Genomic DNA, 18,714 nt, shown 5'->3' on the forward strand with positions numbered 1-18,714 from the left:
CGCCATGAGCAACACCACCACCGCCACCCACATCCCCTACCGCATGGTGCGCAAGGGTGTGGTCATGTCCCCGCTGGCCGGTGAGGCGAACGAGGTCGAGGGTGTCCTGAACCCCGCCTCCGGCCGCACCCCGGACGGCACCCTGCACCTGCTGCCGCGCCTGGTCGCCGAGGGCAACGTCTCCCGCGTCGGCCTCGCCGAGGTGACCTTCGACGAGGCGGGCGTGCCGAACGGCGTCGAGCGCCGCGGCACCGTCCTCTCCCCCGACGAGGGCTGGGAGCGCGGCAAGAACAACGCCGGGGTCGAGGACCCGCGCGTCACCTGGGTCCCGTCGCTGGGCAAGCACGTCATGAGCTACGTGGCCTACGGCCCGCTCGGCCCGAAGCCGGCGCTCGCCGTGTCCGAGAACCTCACCGACTGGACCCGCCTCGGCCCGATCCAGTTCGCCTACCAGCCGGACCTGGACACCGACCTCAACCTCTTCCCGAACAAGGACGTCGTCCACTTCCCCGAGCCCGTCCCGGGCCCGGACGGCGAGCCGGCGTACGCGATGCTGCACCGCCCGATGTGGGACCTGGGCTGGTTCCGCCCGGGTGAGGGCGTCCACCTGCCCGCCGGGGTCACCGACGAGCGGCCCGGCATCTGGATCAGCTACGTCCCGGCCGCCGAGGTGGAGGCCGACATCACCGCGCTGACCCGCCCGCGCGACCACCGCCTGCTGGCCCTGTCCGAGTTCCCCTGGGAGTCCCTGAAGATCGGCGGCGGCCCCGCCCCGATCCGGGTGCCCGAGGGCTGGCTGCTCATCCACCACGGCGTGTCGGGCTCCATCGAGGACCCGTGGGCGCAGAACCAGGACGTGTCGTACGCGGCCGGCGCGATGATCCTCGACCCGGCCGACCCGTCCCGTGTCCTCGCCCGCTCGGACCAGCCGCTGATGGCGCCGGAGACCGAGGAGGAGCGCTCGGGCACCGTCCCGAACGTCGTCTTCCCCACGGCGATCGAGGAGATCGACGGCGAGCTGTACGTGTTCTACGGCATGGCCGACGCGCACATCGGCGTGGCCCTTCTGGAGCGCACGGCATGACGGACGGCGCCCTGGGTATCGGCCTGGCCGGCTGCGGCGGGTTCGCGGAGTTCGTCCTGGACGCGATCGCCGGGCTGCCCGGACTGCGGCTCGCGGCGGTCGCCGACCCCTCGCGGGAGCGGGCCCGGCTGCTCGGTGAGCGGCACGGCGTCCCGGCGCTGGGTTCGCTGGACGAGCTCCTTCAGCGGGACGACGTGGCGGCCGTGCTGATCGCCACCCCGCCGGCCACCCATGCCGCGATGGCCACGGCCGCGCTGCGCGCGGGGCGCCACGTCTTCTGCGAGAAGCCTCTCGCCACCACGACCGAGGACGCCTCGGCGGTCGTCCACGAGGCACGGCTCGCCGGGCGCGCCCTGGTCGTGGACCACGTACTGCGCTACAACCCGCTGCTGCGGGCCGTCGAGCGGCTGACCGGGCGGGGGCTGCTCGCGCCGCCGCGCCGGTTCCTGTTCGAGAACGACGCGTCCGACGAGGACCTGGGCCCCGGCCACTGGTTCTGGGACCCGGCCCACAGCGGCGGCATCTTCATCGAGCACGGCGTCCACTTCTTCGACGCCGCCCGGGCCCTCCTCGGCACCGATCCGCTGAGCGTGCGGGCCACCGCGGTCGGCCGCCCCGGCGGCCCGGTCGACATGGTCAGCGCCGATGTGGTGCACCCCGGGGGCGTGCTCGCCTCGCACCTGCACTCCTTCACGCACGCCCATCGCGCCGAGCGGCAGCTGATGCGCCTGGACCACGGGTTCGCGGAGACGCGGATCAGCGGCTGGATCCCCGTACACGCGGAGATCACGGCCTGGGTGGACGAGGACGGTGCCCGCGCCTGGGAGGAGCTGCCGGGGCTGCGGGACGACCTGCTGGCCGTCGAGGGGTTCCGGCCCGGCGGCGGTGAGCGGATCACCGTCCGCGTGGAGCGGAACGCCGGGTCCGCCGCGCCGGCCCGGGGCCGGGGCGAGGTGCGGACCGTGCCGCACCGGGTGACCGCGGTCCTGGACCTCGGCGGCGAGCCGCGCAAGCCGTATGTGTACGCGCAGAGCGTGCGCGCGGCGATGGCCGACCTGGTGCGGGCGGCCCGGACCGGCGCGCCCCCGGTGGCCGGACCGGTCAGCGGTTTCGCGGCGGTCGCGGTCGCCGAGGCGGCCACGGTCGCCGCCGCGACCGGCGCCGAGCAGCACGTGCTGTCGCCCGGCCCGGCCCTCTTCGAAGGAGTCCCCGCATGAGCTGGTGGCAGGACATGGTCTGCTACGAGGTGTACCCCCGGGCGTTCGCCGACTCGGACGGGGACGGCACGGGCGATCTGGCGGGCCTGACCGCCCGCCTGGAACACATCAGGGACCTGGGCGCGGACGCGGTGTGGTGCACCCCGTTCTACCCGTCGCCGCTGGCCGACGGCGGCTACGACATCTCGGACTACACGGGGGTCGCCCCGGACCTGGGGACGGACGCGGACGCCGGGCGGCTGACCGCCCGCGCCCACGAGCTGGGCCTCAAGCTGATCGTGGACCTCGTCCCGAACCACACGTCGGACCGCCACCCATGGTTCCTGGACGCGCTCGCGGCGGGCCCGGAGTCGACGGAGCGGGAGATGTACCTGTTCCGGGCGGGGCGGGGCGAGGCCGGGGAACTGCCTCCGAACGACTGGCAGTCGGCGTTCGGCGGGCCCGCCTGGACGCGGGTCGCGGACGGCGAGTGGTACTGCCATCTGCACGCCCCCGAGCAGCCCGACCTGAACTGGCGCAACCCGAAGGTGCGCGACGCGTTCACGGAGGTCCTGCGCTACTGGCTGGACCGGGGGGTGGACGGCTTCCGGGTGGACGTGGCGCACGCCCTGTTCAAGGCGGAGGGCCTGCCGGACGCCGGGCCCGGGCAGCACGCCGATCCGCTGCGCAACCACCTGATGCCGTACTACGACCAGGAGGAGCTGCACCCGCTGTACCGCGAGTGGCGGGCGCTGCTCGACACCCATCCGGCGCCGCCGGGGGCGGTGGCGCCGCACGACCGGGTGATGGTCGCGGAGTCGGCCGTCTTCGACCCGGCGCGGCTGGCCCGCTACATCCGCCCGGACGAGATGCACCAGGCGTTCAACTTCGCCTTCCTGGAGGCGGCTTGGGACCCGGCGGAGCTGCGGCGCGTCATCGACGACTCGTTCGGGGTGCCGGGCGCGGCCGTCACCTGGCTGCTCTCCAGCCATGACGCGGTGCGTCCGGTCACCCGGTACGGCTCGCTCGCGCGGGCCCGCGCCGCCGCGCTGCTGATGCTGGCGCTGCCCGGCTCCGCGTACCTCTACCAGGGCGAGGAGTTGGGCCTGCCCCAGGCCGAGGTGCCCGTCGACCGCATCCGCGACCCGTTGTGGGAGCGGTCCGGCCGCACCGAGCGCGGGCGCGACGGGGCGCGGGTGCCGATGCCGTGGTCCGGCGCGCGGGCGCCGTACGGCTTCACCACGGCGGACGCCGGGGCCACCTGGCTGCCGCAGCCCGACGGCTGGGCCGGTCTCACCGTCGCCGCGCAGGAGACGGACCCCGGCTCGACGCTCGCCCTGTACCGGGCGGCGCTCCGGCTGCGCCGCGCCCATCCGGCCCCGGACCCGGCGGCGCCGCCCGTCTGGCTCTCGGAGCCGGGGGCGCCCGTCCTGGTGTTCCGGCGCGGGGAGTTGGGGTGCGCCGTCAATCTGGGCGCCGAGTCCGTACCCGCGCCCGGCCGCCCGCTGCTCAGCAGTGGACCGCTCGACGGGGACGCGCTGCCGCCCGACACGGCCGTGTGGTTCCTCGCCCCGCCCTCTTCCCGTACCGCCTCTGGAGACACCGATGACGACGCCCGTGACTGAACCGACGCCCCGGACCGACCTGTCGGGGCTCGTCAAGGCGTACGACGTACGCGGTGTGGTGCCGGACCAGTGGGACGAGACGACGGCTGAGCTGTTCGGTGCCGCGTTCGTCCGGGTCACTGGTGCGGAGGCGATCGTGACGGGGCACGACATGCGGCCCTCCTCCCCCGGTCTTGCCCGGGCGTTCGCGCGGGGCGCCACGGCGCAGGGTGCGGACGTCACGGAGATCGGGCTGTGCTCGACGGACCAGCTGTACTACGCGTCGGGTTCGCTGGGGCTGGCCGGTGCGATGTTCACCGCCTCGCACAACCCGGCCCGGTACAACGGCATCAAGCTGTGCCGGGCCGGTGCGGAGCCGGTGGGCCAGGACACCGGTCTCGCGGAGATCCGCGCGCTCGTGGAGCGGTGGACGGACGAGGGGGCGCCGGCCCCGGCCGCCCGCGCGGGTGCCGTCACCGGGCAGGACACCCTGGCGGGGTACGCCGCGTATCTGCACTCCTTGGTGGACCTGTCCGCGATCCGTCCGCTGAAGGTGGTGGTGGACGCGGGCAACGGCATGGGCGGCCACACGGTCCCGACGGTGCTCGCGGGGCTGCCGCTGACGGTCGTGCCGATGTACTTCGAGCTGGACGGCACCTTCCCGAACCACGAGGCCAATCCGCTGGAACCGGCCAACATCGTGGACCTCCAGGCGCGGGTGCGGGCCGAGGGCGCCGATCTCGGGCTGGCCTTCGACGGCGACGCGGACCGCTGCTTCGTCGTGGACGAGAACGGCGACCCGGTCTCCCCGTCGGCGATCACGGCCCTGGTCGCCTCGCGCGAGCTGGCGCGGCACCCGGGCGCGACCGTCATCCACAACCTCATCACCTCGCGCGCGGTGCCCGAGGTGATCCGCGCGGCGGGCGGCACCCCGGTCCGTACCCGGGTCGGCCACTCGTTCATCAAGGCCGAAATGGCCCGCACCGGGGCGGTGTTCGGCGGCGAGCACTCCGCGCACTACTACTTCCGCGACTTCTGGAACGCGGATACGGGCATGCTGGCCGCGCTCCACGTCCTCGCCGCGCTCGGCGGCCAGGACGGTCCGCTGTCCGCGCTGACCAGCCGCTTCGAGCGGTACGCCGCGTCGGGCGAGATCAACTCCACGGTCACCGACCAGGCCGCCCGCACGGCGGCGGTCCGCGCGGGCTGGGAGTCCCGCCCCGGCGTCACGGCCGACACCCTGGACGGGCTCACCGTCAGCGGTCCGGACTGGTGGTTCAACCTCCGCCCGTCCAACACGGAACCGCTGCTGCGGCTCAACGTGGAGGCGAGCACCGGCGAGTTGATGGCCCGGGTCCGGGACGAGGTGCTGGCGACGGTGCGCGAGGCCTGACGGACACCGCCGGGCACAATGCGGCCCATGAGCCTGCACTACGAAGTCGTCTTCACCTGCTTCCTCCGCGCGGACACGCCCGCCCCGGTGCTGGACGCCCTGCGGTGGCACCTCGGCCTGACCGAGGAACCACCACCGGGGCACGGCGAGGAGGAGCACGCGTACCCGCTCCTCACCCCGGACCCGCACAGCCGTCTGCCCGGCGGTGACTTCGCGTCGCTCCGCCTCCAGGACGAGGGGTGGGGCCTGTACAGCCGCAACTACTGGATGGACGACGAGTTGGGCGAACTGGTCACGGTGCTGGACCTGTTGGCCCCGCACGTCGCGGGTCCCTGCCTCGGCGGCCACTTCCGCGAGGAGTACGACATCGAGCCGACGCACTTCACGTTCCGGGACGGCGCCTACGGCCCGTTGAAACCGTGAGGCCCCGGTCCCGTACGGGCACCTACCCGGCGCCGTCCGTCAGGGTGACGGTGAGGGTGTCCTCGTCGCGGGTGAGGTGTTCGATGCTGACCGAGCCCTCCGCGCCGTTGTAGGTACCGGTGCCCCCGGTGACGGCGAACTCGTGTGTCCAGCGGCGTGAGTCGAGGGGCAGTTCGGTCACGGCGGGGAGCGGGCGCTGGAAGGCGGTGGAGGCTGTGATCATGCCGTCGGTGAGGGCCAGGACGAGCGTCGCCATGACGAAGGAGCCGTCGGGTCCCACGGTGACGGGCAGGCAGTGCGCGTTCTCGGTGCCCACGGCGCGGCCCTCGGCGTCCGTCAGGTCGTAGCGGACGTAGTACGGGACGCCGACGGTCAGGATGTCCGGGATGTTCGCGCCGGTGCGCCTGCCGTGCAGGATGAATTGCTGGTCGGCCCTCCGTTTCGCGTGGGCGGTTCCGGCGGCTCCGGCCACCAGTCCCCCGGTGATCGTCGCCGCCGAGGTCAGTTGCAGCATGCTTCTGCGGTCCATGCACGGGTAACGGCTCCCGGCCCCGGAACGGACCGCCCGCCGCCGAAAGATCACCGGAACGCAGGAGCCGCCCCTAGGCTTACGAGCGTGGAGATCACCGTACGAACCGCCGCCGCGCCGGACCTTCCCGCGCTGCTCGCCCTCTACCGCGAGCTGAACCCCGACGACCCCGACCTGTCGCCGGAGACGGCCCGGGCGGGGTGGGAGCGCATCGCGGCACAGCAGGGGCGGACCGTTCTCGTCGCGGAGGCCGGCGGGTCCGTCGTCGGGACGGCCGACAGCATCGTCATGCCGAACCTGACGCGGGGCGGCCGGGGCATCCTCTTCGTGGAGAACGTGGTGGTCGCCGGGGCGGGGCGTCGCCAAGGCGTCGGGCGGCGGTTGCTGGACGCGGTGGTGGGCCTCGCGGAGGAGGCGGGCTGCTACAAGGTGCAGCTCCTCGCCGCCGATGACGCGTACGTCCACACGTTCTACGAGTCCTGCGGCTTCGAGCCGCGGGCCCAGGGCTTCCGGCGCTACCTCGCGCGCGAGGCGTGAGCCGCGGCGCCGTTCAGCCGTCCGCGCCGAAGCGGTCCGGGGCCAGCGTCCTGAGCAGGGCGTTGACCACCAGGTCCGTCGAGGCGGCCATGTCCACGGCGCCGGGGGCCAGCAGCCACTGAACCTGGAGGCCGTCCATCACCGCGATGATCGCGTCGGCCGCGTGCTCAACCTTGTCCGTCCCGTCGTCGGGGAGGCCGCACGCCTCGCGGAGGGCGTCGGCGACGAGGCCCCGCAGCCCGTCGTAGCGGTCCCGGAAGTACTCCTGCGCCGGGTGGTCGTCCGTGACGGACTCCGCCGACAGGACGGCGTACAGGCGGACGATGCCCTCGCGTTCGGCGTTGCGGGTCGCCGTGTCGACCAGGTGGCGCAGGAACGCCAGGCCCTGCGGGCGGTCCGGGCCCAGCTGCTGGATGTCCGACTCGTCGCGCAGTTCGAGGACGCTGGTGAGCAGCAGCGCCTTGGACCGGAAGTAGTGCAGGACACCGGCCTGGGTGAGGCCGACCCGGTCGGCGATCTCGGCGAGCGAGGCGTTGTTGTAGCCACGGGCGGCGAAGGTGTCCATCGCGATGTGCAGGATGTCCCGCTGCCGCTGCTGGGCTTCCGGGCTCCTGGGCGTGCGGGGCTTGGCCGACCGGCCGGACCTGCCTGCTGACTGGTTGCTCACCGGCACAGCTTAGACCGGCGGGAACGGGGGTCAACGGGGGCGTCCGGGCCGCTGAACCAGGGGTCGCGGGGGCGCGGAAACCGCCCGCACCAATGCGCGTACGACTACTTACTAACCACTTAGTGGGTGTGCTTTCATATCGCCGTCGTCCACGGAGCCCGCGCCTGACACGGTGTCCGAGGGACGCGCCATGTCCTCCCCCAGGCATGACCGAAGGAGAGCCGCACATGTCCCACGACACTCCCCCGCGCCCACGGGCGCGCGCCGCAGGCGCGGCCCTGGCGATGGCCGTCGCGGCCGTCGGCCTGGCCGGCAGCGGTACGGCCGCACAGGCCGCCGACCCCACAGCTCAGGTATGGGTCACCACCCCCGACGGCGCGAAGAAGCTGTCAGCCGAGGGCTCCGTCGCCTTCACCGGCTCGCCGCAGAGCGTCGACATCCGCGTCGACGCCAACAGCAAGGGCCAGAAGTACACCGGGGCGGGCGCCTCGGTCACCGGGGCCTCGGCCCACCTCATCCAGGGCCTTCCGCAGGACAAGCGGAACGCGCTGATGAGTTCGCTGTTCTCGTCCTCCGGCGACGGCATCGGGCTCAGCTATCTGCGCCAGCCGCTCGGCAGCAGCGACTTCAACGCGGACAACAGCCTCTACACGTACGAGGACACCCCCGGCTCCTTCTCCATCGACCGGGACAAGGCCGAGATCATCCCGGTCCTGAAGCAGGCCACCTCGGTCAACCCGGCCATCCGCTTCATGGGCACCCCCTGGTCGCCGCCCGCCTGGATGAAGACCAACAACGCGCTCAACGGCGGCAGCCTCAAGACGGACAGTTACCAGGCCTACGCCGACTACCTGGTCAAGGCGATCAAGGCGTACGGGCAGCAGGGCATCACGCTCACCGACCTGACCGTGCAGAACGAGCCGGAGTTCGCGGCGAGTTACCCCTCGATGACCATGACGTCGTCCCAGCAGGCGGACTTCTTCAAGGTGCTCGACCGTACGCTGACGGCGGCGAACCTGCCGACGAACCTGCTGGCCTTCGACCACAACTGGGACCACCCCAACTACCCGTTGGAGGTGTTCAACGGGACCCCGGGCATGAGCCGGGTGATCGGCGCCGCGTTCCACTGCTACGGCGGGGACCCCTCCGCCCAGCAACAGGTCGTCAACGCCGGGAAGCGGGTGTTCTTCACCGAGTGCTCCGGCACGGAGAGCGCGGACCGGTCCGCCACGTTCGCCGACACCCTCAAGTGGCACGCCGAGAACCTCGTCGTGCAGAACATGCGCAACGGCGGCGAGACGGTCATCGACTGGAACCTGGCACTGGACCAGAACGGCGGCCCGCACCAGGGCGGTTGCTCGGACCGCTGCAACGGCGTCGTGGAGATCGCGAACGGCAATGTGACGCGCAACGCCGAGTACTACGTGCTGGGCCAGCTCTCCAAGTTCGTCAAGCCCGGCGCCACCCGCATCGGCTCGACCAGCCAGGGCAACGGCGGGGTGGAGAACGTCGCCTTCCAGAACCCGGACGGCACCCGTGCCGCGTACGTCGTCAACTCGGCCACCAGCGCGCAGAAGTTCTCGCTGACCGACAACGGCAGGTCGCTGGTCTACACGCTGCCCGCGGGCGCGGTCGCCACCTTCGTGTGGAGCGGCACCGACGGCGGCACCACGGAGCCGCCCACCGGCTCCATCGACCCGTCCGCCTGGTACCGGGTGAAGAACGCCGGCAGCAGTGCCTGCCTGGACGCCGCCGACTGGGGCACCGCCGACGGGACCGCGCTCCAGCAGTGGAGCTGCACCACCGGCGCCAACCAGGGCTGGCAGTTCCGGTCCGCGGGTGACGGCACCTACCAGGTCGTCAACCGGCACAACAGCAAGGTGTGGGACGTCGACGGTGGCCCCGGCGCGACCGCGTCCGGCACCCGCGTGCACCTGTGGTCGTACGTGGGCGGCACCAATCAGCAGTGGCGGGCGGAGCCCTCCGGCGCGGCCGGGCGCTACCGCTTCGTCGCCCGCAACAGCGGCAAGTGCCTGGCCGTGGACGGCGGGTCCACCGCCAACGGGGCGCACCTCGCGCAGCAGCCGTGCGACGGATCGGCGGCGCAGACCTTCTCCCTGGAGAGCTGAGCACCCTCGTCCGTGTGCCCCCGCGAGCGGTCCGCTCGCGGGGGCTTCGCGCGTACGCCGCCGGGCTCAGCCGAGACCGCGGTGGGCGGCCCACAGCGTGCCGGCGCGGCTCGCCCCCTCGGCGATCAGGGCCGCCAGTTCGGGCCGGTCGGGCACCGGGAACGACACGTAGGCACCGCGTCCGCCCTCCACCGGCCGCCCGTACGCCTTCGCGGCGAGGTGGCCATCGGGGAGGAGCCGGATGTTGAGGGTGGTGAGCTGGAACTCCGTCCCACGCCGGGTGTCGGTCCAGCGGAGCTCCGGCGGGATCGTGATGTTGACCGCCAGCGCACTCACTTCCAGGTCTCCGCTCATCCCCGCATGATCCCACGTGCCTCCGCGCGCCGGGGCGTGCGGCGCTGTGCGCTTGGGCCGCCGTGCTCCCGGGGGTTTCCGCACGCTCTACCGGGGCCCGTGGGCGGCGGAAAGGATGAGCACACCGCAGGTCAACCTGGTGATCCGCACCCCTGCGGCGGAAGGAGCCCAAGGTGTTGCTTCTCATCTCTCCGGACAGCGTCGAGGAAGCCGTCGACTGCGCGAAGGCGGCGGAGTATCTGGACATCGTCGATGTGAAGAAGCCCGACGAGGGGTCGCTCGGCGCCAACTTCCCCTGGGTCATCAGGGAGATCCGGGAGGCGGTCCCGGCCGGCAAACCGGTCTCCGCGACCGTGGGCGACGTTCCGTACAAGCCCGGCACGGTGGCCCAGGCGGCGCTGGGGGCCGTCGTCTCGGGCGCCACGTACATCAAGGTCGGGCTCTACGGGTGCACGACGCCCGACCAGGGGATCGAGGTGATGCGGGCGGTCGTGCGGGCGGTGAAGGACTACCGTCCCGAGGCCCTGGTCGTCGCCTCGGGCTATGCCGACGCCCACCGCGTCGGCTGCGTCAACCCGCTCGCGCTGCCCGACATCGCGGCCCGGTCCGGCGCCGACGCGGCCATGCTCGACACGGCGATCAAGGACGGCTCGCGGCTGTTCGACCACGTACCGCCGGACGTCTGCGCCGAGTTCGTCGGTCTCGCCCATGCCTCCGGGCTGCTCGCGGCCCTCGCGGGCAGCGTGAAGCAGGCGGACCTCGCCACGCTGACCCGTATCGGCACGGACATCGTGGGGGTGCGCGGGGCGGTCTGCGAGGGCGGTGACCGCAATGCCGGAAGGATTCAGCCGCATCTGGTGGCCGCGTTCCGGGCGGAGATGGACCGGCACGCCCGGGAGTTCGCGGCCGGCGTCACCCTCGCGGGCTGACCGCCGGAATGCCGACCTTCGAAGAAGCGGGGCGCGGGATCCCCGTCACCGACCCGGCCACCGGGGAGACCTGCGGCGAGGCCCCCGATATGCGGCCGGAGGAGCTGGACGCGGTGATCGGCCGGGCCCACCGGGCCTGGTCCGGGTGGCGGGCCGACGCCGCCGCCCGGACGCAGGCGCTGCTCGGCGCGGCCGGTGCCGTGGAGGCGGCCGGTGACGAACTGGCGCGGCTGCTCACCCGGGAGCAGGGCAAGCCGCTGGCCGAGTCGTACGCCGAGGTCGCCCGCACGGCGGCCCGGCTGCGGTACTTCGCGGACCTGGCCCCCAGGACGCGGCGGATCAGCGACGGGCGGCCCGTGCGCAGCGAGGTCCGCTGGCGGCCCGTCGGGCCGGTCGCGGCGATCGTGCCGTGGAACTTCCCGCTGCAACTGGCGGCGGCGAAGTTCGCACCCGCGCTCGCGGCGGGCAACACGATGGTCCTCAAACCGTCCCCGTACACCCCGCTCGCCACCCGGCTGCTGGGGTCCGTGCTGGCGACCGCCCTGCCCGAGGACGTGCTGACCGTCGTCACCGGCCGCGAACCCCTCGGGGCCCGGCTGGCGTCGCATCCGGGCATCCGGCACGTCACGTTCACCGGTTCGGTGCCCACCGGGCGGGCGGTCGCCGAGGGGGCGGCGGCCTCCCTCGCCCGGGTCACCCTGGAACTGGGCGGGAACGACGCGGCGGTCCTGCTGGACGACGTCGATGTGGAGGGGATCGCGGACCGGTTGTTCTGGGCCGCGTTCCGCAACTGCGGGCAGGTCTGCATGGCCGTCAAGCGGGTGTACGCCCCCGCCCGGCTGCACGCGGAGGTGGTCGAGGCGCTGGCCCTGCGGGCGAAGTCCGTCGCGGTGGGCAGCGGCCTCGACCCGGACACCCGCATCGGTCCGGTCAACAACGCCCCGCAGCTGGCCCGGGTGGCGGAGCTCACCGGACGGGCCCTGGCCGACGGCGCCCGGGCCGCGGCCGGCGGGCACCGGCTGGACGGGCCCGGCCACTTCTTCGCCCCGACGGTCCTCACCGATGTGCCGCCGGAGAGTGCGGTGGTGACGGAGGAGCAGTTCGGGCCGGTCCTGCCGGTGCTGCCGTACGGGAGCGTCGACGAGGCGGTCGACGCGGCGAACGGCACGGGCTTCGGCCTCGGCGGCTCCGTCTGGGGCACGGATCTCGACCGGGCGGAGGCGGTGGCGGACCGGCTGGAATGCGGGACGGCCTGGATCAACCACCACGCGGAGCTGTCGCTCGCCCAGCCGTTCGCCGGGACCAAGGACAGCGGGGTCGGCGTCGCGGGCGGGCCGTGGGGGCTGTACGGAAATCTGCGGCCGTTCGTCGTCCACCGCCCGGAGGTGCCATGACCAGGAGATTCCGGGCGGCGGTGCTGCGCGGGTACGAGGAGCCGTTCGCGGTCGAGGACGTCGTCCTGCACACGGAACCCGCCCCCGGTGAGCTGCTGGTGGAGATCGCGGGCGCCGGGATGTGCCGGACCGACCTCGCGGTGCGCCGGTCCGCCGGGCGCAGCCCGCTCCCGGCGGTCCTCGGCCACGAGGGGGCCGGGGTCGTCGTGGCGTCGGGCGGCGGGCCCGGTACGGAGACGGGCGTCGGCGACCCTGTGGTGCTGAGCTTCGACTCCTGCGGGCACTGCCGGAACTGCCGGGGCGCGGCCCCCGCGTACTGCGACTCCTTCGCCGCCCTCAACCTCTTCGGCGGGCGTGCGCAGGAGCCGCTCCGGCTCGGCGACGCGGACGGGAAGGCGTTGGCCCCCCGGTGGTTCGGCCAGTCCTCGTTCGCCGAGTACGCGCTCGTGTCCGCCCGCAACGCCGTGCGCGTCGATCCCGCGCTGCCCGTCGAGCTGCTCGGGCCGCTCGGCTGCGGCTTCCTCACCGGGGCCGGGGCGGTGCTCAACACCTTCCGCGCCGGGCCCGGCGACCCGCTGGTGGTCCTGGGTGCCGGGGCGGTGGGTCTCGCCGCGGTCATGGCGGCGGTGGCGGCCGGTGTGCCGGTCGTGGCGGTGGACCGGCTGCCGCGGCGGCTGGAGCTCGCCGAGCGGTTCGGGGCCGTCCCGCTGTCCGCCGACGCGGCCGGGCTGCCGGAGCGCGTCCGCCGGCTGACGGACGGCGGTGCCCGGTACGCGCTGGACACGACGGCGTCGCCCGCCCTGATCAACGACGCGCTCCGGGCGCTGCGCCCGACCGGGACGCTGGGTCTGGTGGCACGGCTGCACAGCGCCCTGTCGCTGGAGCCGGGCACCCTGGACCGGGGCCGGAGCGTCCGCCACATCTGCGAGGGGGACGCGGTGCCGGGGCTGCTGATCCCCGTACTGACGGAGCTGTGGCGGGCCGGGCGGTTCCCCTTCGACCAGCTGATCCGTACCTATCCCCTGGCCGACGTCAACGAGGCCGAACGCGACTGCGAAGCGGGCCGGGTGGTCAAACCCGTCCTGATCCCGGAGGGAAGAAGCCGATGAACGAGGCATGCGGTACGACGCCCCAGGACCTGGCGGCGGAAGGCGTGGACGGGGGTGTGGGGCTGACCGCTCTGCTGGTCGCCGCCGCCCGCGCGATCGAGACCCACCGCCGTGACAGCCTGGCCCGCGACATGTACGCCGAGCACTTCGTGCGGGCGGCCCCGGCCTGCGCCGAGTGGCCCGTGCGGATCGAGGAGGTGCCCGACGGGGACGGGAACGCGCTGTGGGGCCGGTTCGCCCGCTACTTCGGGCTGCGGACCCGGGTCCTGGACGACTTCGTCGTGCGGTCGGTGCTCACGGGCGCCCGCCAAGTGGTGCTGCTCGGGGCCGGGCTGGACACGCGGGCGTTCCGGCTGGACTGGCCGTCGGACTGTGTGTTCTTCGAGGTCGACCGGGCGGGCGTGCTGGCCTTCAAGCACCAGGTGCTGACGGAGCTGTCGGCCGCGCCGAGGGTGAGCCGCGTGCTCGTTCCGGTGGATCTGCGCGACGACTGGGTCACCGCGCTGACCGCGTCGGGCTTCGACCCGGCGGCGCCGAGCATCTGGCTGGCGGAGGGGCTGCTGTTCTATCTGCCGGGCCCGGCCGAGACGTATCTCGTGGACACGGTGGATCTGCTGGCCACCGAGGGCAGCGCCCTGGCCTTTGAGGCGAAGCTGGAGGCGGACCTCCTGGCGTACCGGGACAGCGCGATCTACACGGCGACGCGTGAACAGATCGGCATCGATCTGCTCGGTCTCTTCGACCCGGGCCCGCGCCCCGACTCGGCGGGGCGGCTCGCCATGCGGGGCTGGTCCGCGTCGACGCACACGCCCTTCGAGTTCACCCGCCGCCACGGGCGCGGCCCGCTGCCGGAACCGAACGACGCGCTGGAGGGGAACCGTTGGGTGTTCGCGTACCGGCGCCGGGTGTAGCGCCTACGGCAACTCGCGCGTGAGCCAGACGACTTCGCCGTTCTCCTCGGTGGAGAGGTGGTCCCGTACGAAGTCGAGCTTCTCCAGGACGCGGAGCGAGGGTTCGTTCCAGGTGGCGACGGTCGACCAGAGCCGCCGCCGCCCGGTCGCGGCGGCGGCGCCGAGCACGGCCCGGGCGGCCTCGGTGGCGTAACCCTGGTTGTGCGCACGCCGGAAGAGCTCGTAGGCGATCTCGGGCTCCTCCAGGGTGGAGCGGCCGATGATCAGTCCGCAGTAGCCGATGAAGTCGCCCTCCTCGCGGCGCTGGATGGGGAGGAGGGCGATGCCGGTGTTCTCCGTGCCGGCGAGGAGACCGGCGATGCCCTTGCGGGCGCGCTCGACCGTGTAGTTCTCCTCGCCGCGTTCGGACAGCAGCTCGCTGAACTCGGCGGCGTCGGATTCGGCCCAGGGGCGCAGGATCAGCCGCTCGGTCTCCAGGTGGTACGGCATGGTCGTGTAGGTCGGCATGCCCCTACTCTGCCGCACGGCCCCGGGCGGCCTTCCGCCGAGGCCGGGTATCGGGTGCGGAGGCGAGCCGGAGCGCGCGGCCGGTCAGCGAGGTGTCGTCGCCGAGCAGGGCGGCGGGGGTGCCGGTGAAGACGACCCGGCCACCGTCGCTGCCGGCCCCGGGCCCGATGTCGATGACGTGGTCGGCGCGGGCGACAACGCGGAGGTTGTGCTCGACCACGACGAGCGTGGCCCCGGCGTCGAGCAGGTTGTCGAAGAGCACGTTGATCCGGTCCACGTCGCTGGGGTGCAGTCCGGTGGTCGGCTCGTCCAGGACGATCCGCTCGCCGGACAGGTCGTCCACGCCGCAGAGGTGGCGCGCGAGGAGGAGGCGCTGCTTCTCCCCGCCGGAGAGCGTGTCGAGGGACTGGCCGACGGCGAGGTAGCCGAGGCCGACGCGTTGCTGCCAGGACATCGCCTCGACGATCCCGGGGTCGTCGGGGAGCAGGTCCGCGAGTTCGTGCGCGGCCATGGAGAGCACGTCGGCGATGGTGCTGCCGCCGACCGTGACGGCGAGGGCGGTGTCGTTGAAGCGCCGTCCCCCGCACACGTCGCACGGGGTGGAGACGTCGTCCAGGAACGCCAGCTCGGTGGTGAGGTGGCCCTTGCCCCGGCAGGCGGGGCAGGCGCCCTTGGAGTTGAAGCTGAACCAGGACGGGTCCAGGTCCGACGCCCGTGCGAACGCGCCCCGGACGTGGTCGGCCACGCCGAGGACGGACAGCGAGGTGGACCGCTGTCCGCCGCGCAGCGGGTCCTGGCCCACGACGGTGAACCTGGGGTGCTGGGCGGGGAGTTCCCCGGTGGCGAGGGAGCTCTTGCCGGAGCCCGCGACGCCGGTGACGGCGGTGAGGACGCCGAGCGGGAACTCCGCGTCGAAGCCGGTCAGGTTGTTGGCCCGGGCCTTGCGGACGAGGGCGGAGCCCTGCCATGGGCGGGCCGTGGTCGCGACCTTCAGCGGGGTCCCGAGCAGCCGCCCGGTCACCGTGCCGCTCGCGCGAAGGGCGTCGGGCGTGCCCTCGAACTCGATCCGCCCGCCGTCGGCCCCGGCGCCCGGGCCGACGTCGATGACGTGGTCCGCGATGCCGATCAGCTGCCGGTGGTGCTCGACCACCAGCACGGTGTTGCCCGAGTCCCGCAGCCGGAGCAGCAGCTGGGTGAGCAGGTGGACGTCCACAGGGTGCAGGCCGACCGAGGGCTCGTCGAACACATAGGTGACGTCGGTGAGGGCGCTGCCCAGGTGCCGGACGATCTTCACGCGCTGGGCCTCGCCGCCGGAGAGGGTGGAGGAGGTCCGGTCCAGCGAGAGGTAGCCCAGGCCGACGGAGCGGAGGGCGTCGAGGGTGGCGCGGATGCCGTCGAGCGCGGGTTCGACGCGCGGGTCGTGGGTGTCCGCCAGCAGTTCCCGTAACCGGGTGACCGACATGGCCGACCAGTCCGCGAGGGAACGGCCGTCGATCAGGCTGGCCCTGGCCGCCTCGTTGAGCCGGGTGCCGTGGCACTCCGGGCAGGTGTGCCGGGTGGTGATGCGGTCGAGCTCCTCGCGGACCTGCGCGGAGATCTTCGTCGGGTGGTTCTTGACGAAGGTGTCGCGCATGCGGGTGATGACGCCGTCGAAGCGGGCGGTCTTCGGGAACTCGGGGTCCGGGTCGGGCAGTTTCAGCTGCTCGGCGTGGAGGAAGAGGTCCATCTCCTCGTCCGTGTAGTCCTTCAGCGGCTTGTCCCGGTCGAACAGACCGCTGTACGCGAACCGCTTCCACCGGTAGCCGCCCCGCCGGAAGAGGCTGAAGCGGACGGGCCCCTCGTTGATGGACTTCTCGGGGTCGATGAGTTCGGCGGGGTCGATGTCGACCACGGTGCCGATGCCCTCGCACCGCGGGCACATCCCGGTCGGGTCGTTGAAGGAGTACGCGGGTGTGTACCCGGCGGAGGGTTCGCCGATCCGCGAGAACACGAGCCGCATCAGCGGTGCGACGTCGCAGGCGGTCGCCACGACGGAGCGGGCGTTGCCGGTGAAGCGGCGCTGGTCGATCAGCGCCGTGAACGTGAGCCCGTCCATCGACTGGACCTCGGGCGCGGGCAGCTGCGGCAGCCGGTTGCGTACGAATGTCGGATAGGCGTCGTTGACCAGCCGCTGGGCCTCGGCCGCGATCGTGTCCAGCACCAGCGAGGACTTGCCCGAGCCGGACACCCCCGTGACGGCGGTGAGCGCCTTCTTGGGCACGTCGACGGTGACGTCCTTCAGGTTGTTCGTCGCCGCGCCGACCACGCGGATCACCCCGGCCGCATGCGCATCGCTCATCAGGGGATCGTACTCAGCCGGGGTGTTCCTTCCCGGGTGACGGCGCCCGGCATTTCGCGTGCCGGGCGCCCCGGAAGGTCAGCCGGTGGCGGCGTTGAGCAGGTCGAGCGCGCTCTGCTGGCAGCCGTAGTCGCTGGTCCCGCCGCCGCCGTTCCAGTGCGGGCCGTACTGGTCGAGGGCGTTGCGGTCGCGGTCGTGGGCGCTGTCGGCCCAGCGGGCGAGGGGTGCGGCGTACGGGTGGTCGGCGAGCGCGCGGTTGAGGGTGCCGAGGCCGCGCACATAGGCGCCCTTGAAGCTGGGGCCGTCCCCGGTGCAGCCGTCGCCCTCGCCGGGCTCGCGCAGGACGCCGTCGGTCTGGAGCCGGACGGTGGACGCGTCGGCGAGGCCGCGCGCGGTCGTCAGGAGGGCCTGGTCCCCGGTGGCCCGGTGCAGTTCGGTGAGCGCGCCCAGGACGACGCCCTGGTTGTAGGTCCAGGTGGGCTGGCCGTTGTTGGCGCAGTTGCCGTCCAGGCCGTCGTTGATCATGCGGTCACCGTTGATCATGCCGCTGTGCTGGAACCAGTCCCACTCGTTCTTCGCCCGGTCCAGGTACACGGTGTCGCCGGGGATGCGGTTGTGCAGGGCCGCCGTGAGGGCGAGGAAGAGTTCGTTGGTGATGGCGTTCTTGTAGTTGCCGTCGGTGTTCCACCGGACCCCGCCGCCGCAGGTGCCGTTCCAGTTGGCGAACATGTGGTCCGCGTCGGCCCGGGCGGTGTCGAGGTAGCGGCTCTCCCCCGTCAGGTCGTACGCGGCGATCCAGGCGAGGCCCCACCAGCCGGTGTCGTCCAGGTACTCGTTGCGGAACTGGCCGCCCTGGGCGTTGATGTTCTTCTCGTACGTGTCGGCGATGGCGTACCGGTAGCTGCCCATGCCGGTGATCCGGATGTTGTCGATGACGGCGGTCAGCGCGTTGGCCGCCGTCCACCAGCCGTTGCCGCCGAAGAGTTTGGTGCCCCGGTCGTACGACATCATCAGGGCGGTCGCGGCGGCGGTGCTCCTGTTGCCCGCGTTCCAGGTGGTGCGGGCCCAGGGGGTGCACGCGATGGCGCCGCCGCCCGCGGGCTGCCCGCAGGCGCGCAGGGCTCCGACGCCCTGGGTGTTCCAGTCGTCCACGTTGTACATCTGGGTGCGCCAGCCCCGGCCCCCGGAGGGGACGGCGGTGTCGCCGAGCTTGCTGCCGGAGGCCCAAGTCCTGCCGCCGTCCATGGAGCGGTCCAGCCAGACGTGGTCGCCCGCCCCACCGTTGTCGAGGGAGCCCCAGCCCATCGCGTCGGTGTCGTCGATGTGGAGGGCGATCGTGCGGGAGTCGACGGTGGCCGTGACGGGAATCCGGTCCTGCGGACTGAGCGCCGGGTCCCGCGCGTCGCAGTACTTGTTGCACACCGCCGCCTCCGGGGCGGCGACGGCGGGCACGGCGCCCACGAGGAGTGCGGACAACGTTGTCAGTACGGCGCCGATGAGGGCCGCCCGAGGGCGCGCAGGCTTCATGGAGGGCTCCCGGAACGAGTGGGGGGCGGCGGAGAGCGCTCCGCCGACGCGCAGGAGAACGCTCTCCGACGCTAGCGAAGCGC

At 73.0% G+C, this 18,714-nt stretch carries 17 protein-coding genes; 11 read left to right on the top strand and 6 right to left on the bottom strand.

Annotated elements, in window-relative coordinates:
* The first annotated feature begins 4 nt into the window (after positions 1–4).
* The 5 genes from AMK18_RS31040 to AMK18_RS31060 are packed head-to-tail and all read left to right on the top strand — an operon-like array spanning position 5 to position 5,700.
* Entirely contained in the window at positions 5–1,084 is a 1,080-nt protein-coding gene (locus tag AMK18_RS31040) for a glycoside hydrolase family 130 protein (RefSeq protein WP_073865414.1), read from the top strand.
* Entirely contained in the window at positions 1,081–2,301 is a 1,221-nt protein-coding gene (locus tag AMK18_RS31045) for a Gfo/Idh/MocA family protein (RefSeq protein WP_073865415.1), read from the top strand. The genes AMK18_RS31040 and AMK18_RS31045 overlap by 4 nt, the downstream gene beginning before the upstream one ends.
* On the top strand, positions 2,298–3,905 hold the full coding sequence (locus AMK18_RS31050; protein ID WP_073865416.1) for a glycoside hydrolase family 13 protein: 1,608 nt from the start codon (positions 2,298–2,300) through the stop codon (positions 3,903–3,905). The genes AMK18_RS31045 and AMK18_RS31050 overlap by 4 nt, the downstream gene beginning before the upstream one ends.
* Entirely contained in the window at positions 3,886–5,277 is a 1,392-nt protein-coding gene (locus AMK18_RS31055; protein WP_073865417.1) for a phosphomannomutase/phosphoglucomutase, read from the top strand. Before AMK18_RS31050 ends, AMK18_RS31055 begins: the two co-directional genes overlap by 20 nt.
* A gap of 27 nt (positions 5,278–5,304) precedes the next feature.
* Entirely contained in the window at positions 5,305–5,700 is a 396-nt protein-coding gene (locus AMK18_RS31060; RefSeq protein WP_073865418.1) for a hypothetical protein, read from the top strand.
* Between the two features lie 22 nt (positions 5,701–5,722).
* On the opposite strand, the gene AMK18_RS31065 is transcribed toward AMK18_RS31060, so the two are convergent.
* Entirely contained in the window at positions 5,723–6,229 is a 507-nt protein-coding gene (locus AMK18_RS31065; RefSeq protein WP_026171505.1) for a hypothetical protein, read from the bottom strand.
* An 87-nt stretch (positions 6,230–6,316) separates the two neighbouring features.
* On the opposite strand from AMK18_RS31065, the gene AMK18_RS31070 reads away from it, so the two are divergent.
* Positions 6,317–6,766 carry a GNAT family N-acetyltransferase gene (locus tag AMK18_RS31070; protein ID WP_073865419.1) on the top strand — a complete coding sequence of 150 codons (450 nt, stop codon included), beginning with the start codon at positions 6,317–6,319 and terminating at the stop codon, positions 6,764–6,766.
* A gap of 13 nt (positions 6,767–6,779) precedes the next feature.
* Here AMK18_RS31070 and AMK18_RS31075 read toward each other — a convergent pair whose 3' ends face one another.
* Positions 6,780–7,433: a TetR/AcrR family transcriptional regulator gene (locus tag AMK18_RS31075; RefSeq protein WP_443333241.1), complete on the bottom strand. Its 654-nt coding sequence runs from the start codon at positions 7,431–7,433 to the stop codon at positions 6,780–6,782.
* A 227-nt stretch (positions 7,434–7,660) separates the two neighbouring features.
* Between AMK18_RS31075 and AMK18_RS31080 the strand changes: the two genes are divergently transcribed.
* A complete protein-coding gene (locus AMK18_RS31080) occupies positions 7,661–9,562 on the top strand; it encodes an RICIN domain-containing protein (RefSeq protein ID WP_073865421.1) in 1,902 nt (633 codons plus the stop codon).
* A gap of 66 nt (positions 9,563–9,628) precedes the next feature.
* On the opposite strand, the gene AMK18_RS31085 is transcribed toward AMK18_RS31080, so the two are convergent.
* Complete coding sequence (locus AMK18_RS31085; protein ID WP_018102991.1) at positions 9,629–9,916, bottom strand: hypothetical protein; 288 nt, start codon at positions 9,914–9,916, stop codon at positions 9,629–9,631.
* A 173-nt stretch (positions 9,917–10,089) separates the two neighbouring features.
* Here AMK18_RS31085 and AMK18_RS31090 point away from each other — a divergent pair, with 173 nt between their 5' ends.
* From AMK18_RS31090 to AMK18_RS31105, 4 genes are read left to right on the top strand one after another with little or no spacing between them, the layout of a single operon-like run.
* A complete protein-coding gene (locus AMK18_RS31090) occupies positions 10,090–10,845 on the top strand; it encodes a (5-formylfuran-3-yl)methyl phosphate synthase (protein WP_073865422.1) in 756 nt (251 codons plus the stop codon).
* A gap of 8 nt (positions 10,846–10,853) precedes the next feature.
* Entirely contained in the window at positions 10,854–12,239 is a 1,386-nt protein-coding gene (locus AMK18_RS31095; RefSeq protein ID WP_073865423.1) for an aldehyde dehydrogenase family protein, read from the top strand.
* The gene (locus AMK18_RS31100) at positions 12,236–13,348 is read left to right on the top strand and encodes an NAD(P)-dependent alcohol dehydrogenase (RefSeq protein ID WP_073865424.1); all 1,113 of its coding nucleotides are present in this window, start codon (positions 12,236–12,238) and stop codon (positions 13,346–13,348) included. The genes AMK18_RS31095 and AMK18_RS31100 overlap by 4 nt, the downstream gene beginning before the upstream one ends.
* Positions 13,345–14,259 carry a class I SAM-dependent methyltransferase gene (locus AMK18_RS31105; RefSeq protein WP_018102987.1) on the top strand — a complete coding sequence of 305 codons (915 nt, stop codon included), beginning with the start codon at positions 13,345–13,347 and terminating at the stop codon, positions 14,257–14,259. The genes AMK18_RS31100 and AMK18_RS31105 overlap by 4 nt, the downstream gene beginning before the upstream one ends.
* Before the next feature lie 3 nt (positions 14,260–14,262).
* On the opposite strand, the gene AMK18_RS31110 is transcribed toward AMK18_RS31105, so the two are convergent.
* From AMK18_RS31110 to AMK18_RS31120, 3 genes are all read right to left on the bottom strand, one after another.
* Positions 14,263–14,766: a GNAT family N-acetyltransferase gene (locus tag AMK18_RS31110; RefSeq protein WP_073865425.1), complete on the bottom strand. Its 504-nt coding sequence runs from the start codon at positions 14,764–14,766 to the stop codon at positions 14,263–14,265.
* Between the two features lie 4 nt (positions 14,767–14,770).
* The gene (locus AMK18_RS31115; protein ID WP_073865426.1) at positions 14,771–17,104 is read right to left on the bottom strand and encodes a thiamine ABC transporter permease; all 2,334 of its coding nucleotides are present in this window, start codon (positions 17,102–17,104) and stop codon (positions 14,771–14,773) included.
* Positions 17,105–17,182: 78 nt separating this feature from the next.
* The gene (locus AMK18_RS31120) at positions 17,183–18,631 is read right to left on the bottom strand and encodes a glycoside hydrolase family 76 protein (protein WP_241836686.1); all 1,449 of its coding nucleotides are present in this window, start codon (positions 18,629–18,631) and stop codon (positions 17,183–17,185) included.
* Positions 18,632–18,714 lie beyond the last annotated feature (83 nt).

This window comes from Streptomyces sp. CB01249, assembly GCF_001905735.1.
Classification (GTDB): domain Bacteria; phylum Actinomycetota; class Actinomycetes; order Streptomycetales; family Streptomycetaceae; genus Streptomyces.

Bases quoted from the DNA above. Each gene is read 5' to 3' on its own strand.
- AMK18_RS31040 (WP_073865414.1), top strand. From the start codon at position 5: ATGAGCAACACCACCACCGCCACCCACATCCCCTACCGCATGGTGCGC.
- AMK18_RS31045 (WP_073865415.1), top strand. From the start codon at position 1,081: ATGACGGACGGCGCCCTGGGTATCGGCCTGGCCGGCTGCGGCGGGTTC.
- AMK18_RS31050 (WP_073865416.1), top strand. From the start codon at position 2,298: ATGAGCTGGTGGCAGGACATGGTCTGCTACGAGGTGTACCCCCGGGCG.
- AMK18_RS31055 (WP_073865417.1), top strand. From the start codon at position 3,886: ATGACGACGCCCGTGACTGAACCGACGCCCCGGACCGACCTGTCGGGG.
- AMK18_RS31060 (WP_073865418.1), top strand. From the start codon at position 5,305: ATGAGCCTGCACTACGAAGTCGTCTTCACCTGCTTCCTCCGCGCGGAC.
- AMK18_RS31065 (WP_026171505.1), bottom strand. From the start codon at position 6,229: ATGGACCGCAGAAGCATGCTGCAACTGACCTCGGCGGCGACGATCACC.
- AMK18_RS31080 (WP_073865421.1), top strand. From the start codon at position 7,661: ATGTCCCACGACACTCCCCCGCGCCCACGGGCGCGCGCCGCAGGCGCG.
- AMK18_RS31085 (WP_018102991.1), bottom strand. From the start codon at position 9,916: ATGAGCGGAGACCTGGAAGTGAGTGCGCTGGCGGTCAACATCACGATC.
- AMK18_RS31095 (WP_073865423.1), top strand. From the start codon at position 10,854: ATGCCGACCTTCGAAGAAGCGGGGCGCGGGATCCCCGTCACCGACCCG.
- AMK18_RS31100 (WP_073865424.1), top strand. From the start codon at position 12,236: ATGACCAGGAGATTCCGGGCGGCGGTGCTGCGCGGGTACGAGGAGCCG.
- AMK18_RS31105 (WP_018102987.1), top strand. From the start codon at position 13,345: ATGAACGAGGCATGCGGTACGACGCCCCAGGACCTGGCGGCGGAAGGC.
- AMK18_RS31110 (WP_073865425.1), bottom strand. From the start codon at position 14,766: ATGCCGACCTACACGACCATGCCGTACCACCTGGAGACCGAGCGGCTG.
- AMK18_RS31115 (WP_073865426.1), bottom strand. From the start codon at position 17,104: ATGAGCGATGCGCATGCGGCCGGGGTGATCCGCGTGGTCGGCGCGGCG.
- AMK18_RS31120 (WP_241836686.1), bottom strand. From the start codon at position 18,631: ATGAAGCCTGCGCGCCCTCGGGCGGCCCTCATCGGCGCCGTACTGACA.